This is a genomic window from Streptomyces sp. NPDC001056, from assembly GCF_053598955.1.
In genome coordinates this window covers 1-4045 of record NZ_JBSFLI010000077.1, presented here as the reverse complement: position 1 = coordinate 4045, position 4045 = coordinate 1, and the positions used below count along the sequence as shown (strand labels likewise).

The 4045-nt window shown below is 68.9% G+C and carries 2 protein-coding genes; both read right to left on the bottom strand.

Annotation, left to right across the window (positions count from 1 at the left end; all coding sequences use genetic code 11):
• The coding region (locus ACWDD7_RS37360) for a GH12 family glycosyl hydrolase domain-containing protein (protein WP_450460674.1) at nt 1–906 on the bottom strand (906 nt) is incomplete at its 3' end.
• Between the two features lie 29 nt (nt 907–935).
• Nucleotides 936–3740, bottom strand: coding sequence for a glycoside hydrolase family 48 protein (locus ACWDD7_RS37355; protein WP_392219243.1), 2805 nt, complete (start codon nt 3738–3740; stop codon nt 936–938).
• Between the last annotated feature and the right edge of the window lie 305 nt (nt 3741–4045).

The following is a 4045-nucleotide window of genomic DNA, read 5'->3' as shown; positions in this document are numbered from 1 at the left end:
GTTGTCCGTCGAGGCGGACCACTTCAGCGACACGCTCGAAGCCGTCGTCCCCGACACCGCGAGGTTCGTCGGCGCCGACGGAGCCGTCGTGTCGGAGGTGCCACCGCCGCCACCCGACCCCTTGGTCGCGTTGAACGAGAAGCTGTTGCTGGCGAGGCCCTGGCCGCCCTGCCAGATCTCGAAGCCTGCCTCCGCGTCGATCAGGTAGTGCGCGGAGTTGATGGAGCCGCGCGCGACCGCGTCGTCGATCAGGGCCTTGACGTCGAGGTTGCTGAACGAGGTGCCGCCGCCCTGGAGGACGTAGGAGATGATCTTCCAGGAGGTCTGCTGCCCGGTCCAGACGTCCCAGCCGTGGCCCGCGACGTTCGCGGTGGCGGTCTGGCTGCCGAACGGCTGGACGCCGCCCCTGTGGTTGAGCCAGATCATCACCTCCGTGCCGTCGGGCTGGCCGTCCGTGGTCGGCGTCGAGTTGAACCAGAGGTCGTACGCGACGTCATAGGCGCCCGACGCCGGCTGCGTCGTGGACCAGGAGGAGGTCGCGCTGCCCAACTGGCTCACCTGGACGGGCAGCCCGCTGCCCGTGGTGCAGGAACCCCAGTGGCAGCCCTTGTAGACCGAGGGGTAGGTGGCCGGGGCGCCGTTGGTGGTCAAGTTGAAGTTCGCCTGCGTGACGGACCACGCGCCCGTGCCGGTGTCGACGCTCACGCACTGCGTGTCCGACGAGTTCCATTCGTTCTGCTGGTAGGTGTACTCCCCGCCTTGCAGGGGCGTCGTCCCGTACTGCGTGCAGTCCGCCGCCGTACTGGCGGACGCGGGCTGGGTGACGACCATGAGCGCACCGAGCAGCAGGGCGGCCACGGTGCCCGCCCATGCGGCCGTACGCAGCCGTCTCCACGATGACAGCATCTGTGAGGTTTCCTTCCTTGCTCGGCGGATCAGGGCTCGGTGCCCCAGGCGAGGGTCCCGTTGACGTAGGCGGTCACCTTGGTGGCGTCGGCGTAGGCCGTGTTGGTGGCGTAGCTGTAGTCGTCGCTCTCGCTGAAGTTCGACCAGTCCGTCTTGCTCACCCGGCTCTGGATGTCACCGGAGTTCGCCCCCGCGGCAAGGCTGCCTGCGCCGGAGGTGAACCCGACCTCCAGGTAGTGGTCCGCGCCCGACTTCGGCGAGGACAGGGCGACCACCTTCTGCGTCACGTTCGACGCGCCGACCGCCGCGTAGTCGCACCAGGCGCCGTAGGTGCTCGCGCCGCTGTCACCGGTGAACCAGTACCGCAGGGTGACGGTCGAGAGGTCCAGTGTGCCGCTGCCGGTGTTGACCACGCGCAGGCCGGGCTTGATCTGGTTGTCCGTCGGCGCGCTGTCGTTGTTCTTGTACTGCACCTTGACCGTCCCGGTGCCGCCGCCGGAACCGGCCTTGGTGGTGGCGTTCACCGCGCTGGAGGCCGCGGAGACGTTTCCCGCGGCGTCCTTCGCCTTGACGGTGTAGCTGTACGACGTCGACGCCTTGAGCCCCGAGTCGGTGAAGGACGTGGTGGCCGCGCTGCCCGCCAGGGCCCCGCCCCGGTAGATGTCGTACCCGGCCACGCCCACGTCGTCGGTCGAGGCGGTCCAGGTCAGCGAGACGCTGGTGTCCGTGGTCGCCGACACCGCGAGGTTCGTCGGGACGGTCGGCGGTGTGGTGTCACCGCCTCCGCCGCCTCCGCCGGCGCCGACGATCAGCTCGGCGTAGACGGCGTAGGCCATGGCGATGTCGGCCTGCGCCCAGAAGCGGTGGTAACTGAAGGTGGGCGCCGCTCCGCCGTTCAGATAGGCCTGGACCTTGGGCCAGTCCGGGTCCTGCTTGTACCAGGAACGGATGGAGATGAAGGTCGAACTGGAGTTGATCGGGTCGCCGTTGGGCATCTTGCCCGACCAGCCGGACGGGACGTACACCGGGTCGGCGAACCGGCTGTAGTCCGTGCGGGTCTCCGGGGTGGTGATGCCCTTGGAGTCGGCGAAGTGCGCCATCGCGTCCAGCAGGCTCTTGGCGAGGTCGGCGGCGGCGGTGTCGCCGGACTTGGCGGCGTAGTAGGTGAGCGTCTTGACGTAGGCCGCGGCCACCCCGGTGTCGCTGCTGTAGTCCACGACCGAGACGTGCAGGCCGGAGTTGCCGGAGGGGCTGCTCGCGTCCCAGGTGTCGGGCTGTCCGGTCCAGTTCAGCGTGGCCGGGATCTGGAAGTCGGTGGCGGAGACGGTGGTCTCGGAGGAGGCCCAGGCGACCCACTTGTCCAGGATCGCCTTGGCGGTGGCGTTCCCGGTCACGTAGTAGTACTCGGCGACCCGCTCCAGCGACCAGCACTGGAAGCCGAACCAGTTGTTGCTCGGCGGGTCGTGGTACACCGGCTGCCAGTCGTAGGCCATGCCGTAGAACGTGGGGTCGCCGGCCGGCGGGGTGCCGTACTGACCGTTCCAGCTGTTGGTCGCGCCGCCCGCGATGGCGCCCTCGGCGGACTGCAGCCACTGGTAGAACTCCAGCTGCCGCTGGAGGCTCGCGGACCAGTCGCTCTGGGCGGTCGGCGACTTCGGGGTCAGGCTGGGCACATTGGCCAGCGCCCAGGCGGCCAGCGGGTTCTGGTAGCCCTGGTGGGCGGTGCTGTCGCCGATCCGCCAGGCCCAGCCGCCGCCGTTCTCCGCGCCGCCCCAGGCGTAGTACCAGGACAGCAGGTAGTGCTCGGAGTCCCGGCCGGTGCCGGCGGCGCAGCTCTTCGGGTCGGTGCAGTTGCCGATCTTCTTGAAGTACTTGTCGAACAGGGAATAGCGCAGGTAGTCGCCCATCTTGGCGGCCTTCGCCACGGAGGCGGAGATCGCGGACGCGTTGCCCTGGGCGGAGGCCCACCGGTAGGCCCAGTACGCCGCCTGCACCGCGCGGGCGTCGGCGTCGGGGGCGTTGGTGTACTTCCACTGCTGGGAGTAGCTGCTGTCCTTGACGAACAGGTCGAGGTAACCGTTCGTGCCGCCGTACTTGAACAGGTCGGTGGTCGGCTGCGGGATCGTCTCCCACACCGACTCCTGGGCGCCGCGCTGGTAGCTGTTGATGTATGACGGTCCCGACGCGGTGGGCCCGTTCTCGGCCCCGGTACCGGGCGTGTTGCCGTAGCCGTAGATGTTGTCCACGTCCATCAGCCAGTGCATGCCGTACACGTCCGGCGTGCCGTAGGCCGAGTTCAGCTCGCTCGCGATCGGGTCCTGGCCGGACGAGACCGAACTGTCCAGCGCCGAGGGGTACTTGTTGACGTCGGGCCACTCGGGGATGTAGGTCGCCGGACTGCTCGGCTTGTAGGAACTGTTGCTCGGCTGGTCGGTGTGGGTGGGGATGATGTACTTCTCGGCCGTGGCCCACGCGTTGTTGAACGGTGTCCAGTCGGCGGTCACCCGGCCGTAGGTGGCCTCCAGCCAGAACCAGAAGCTGAACGCCTCCGAGGTGGTCTGGTGGCCGTGGTCGGGGGCCTCGACGATCAGCGTCTCCACGCAGTGGTAGGGGATGCCGTCGTCGCTGAAGTAGCCGTTCGCCGAGTCCTTGATCTTGTTGTACTGGGTCAGGAAGGCCGTGGTGTACGGGTCGTCGGCGGTGGCCCGGGGGGACATGGCGGATTTCTTGGCCGAGGGCGCCGCGCTGGCGAGCGTGGGCGAGACGGCCGCCGCGAACAGGGCTCCGCCGACGGCGGCGGCAAAGCGTCTGCGGGAAAAACCGGGGGCGGACATGCTTCTCCTCAAGTGATTGGGGGGATCCTCCGGACTCGTGGTCCGGGGTGAGCGGGGAGGAGCCGGAGCATGGCGCCACCCCTGATGGGCGCCATGCTCCGGAGACCCGGCCGCGGCCCGGAGCGGGGCAGGCTGGGCGGGGCGGCCGGGCTGCTGCGGGGAGGAGGGAGCCTCGGTCTACGGCTCGGTGCCGCCCGCGAGGGTGCCGTTGACGTACACGGTCACCTTCGTGGCGTCGGCGTAGGCGGTGTTGGTCGCGTAGCTGTAGTCGTCGCTCTCGCTGAAGTTCGACCAGTCGCTCTTGT

Bases quoted from the DNA above. Each gene is read 5' to 3' on its own strand.
- ACWDD7_RS37355 (WP_392219243.1), bottom strand. From the start codon at position 3,740: ATGTCCGCCCCCGGTTTTTCCCGCAGACGCTTTGCCGCCGCCGTCGGC.